Genomic DNA, 209 nt, shown 5'->3' with positions numbered 1-209 from the left:
CTCATTATCATACAAGGCTCGATCCAGTCGCAACAAATCGCCAACTGTACTGTTGACCATCCCATCCCCTTGCAAGCCGTCTAAATAGTGGACGTAATTTAGTTCAGGCACTTCATCAGGCAGCACATATCCGCCATGTCCAATCCGATAGACGTAACCCCAAGCATAATCATCAGGCACAGGACCCGGATCCACCCGGCGATTATACA

At 49.3% G+C, this 209-nt stretch carries 1 pseudogene; it reads right to left on the bottom strand.

The features are described from left to right. Nucleotides 1-209: pseudogene (locus tag CHH91_RS19905) on the bottom strand (serine hydrolase domain-containing protein); the annotation flags it as partial.

Origin of the sequence: Virgibacillus sp. 7505 (assembly GCF_002272135.1) — a bacterium.
Classification (GTDB): Bacteria; Bacillota; Bacilli; order Bacillales; family Amphibacillaceae; genus Terribacillus.
This window is presented reverse-complemented; position numbering and strand designations above follow the sequence as displayed.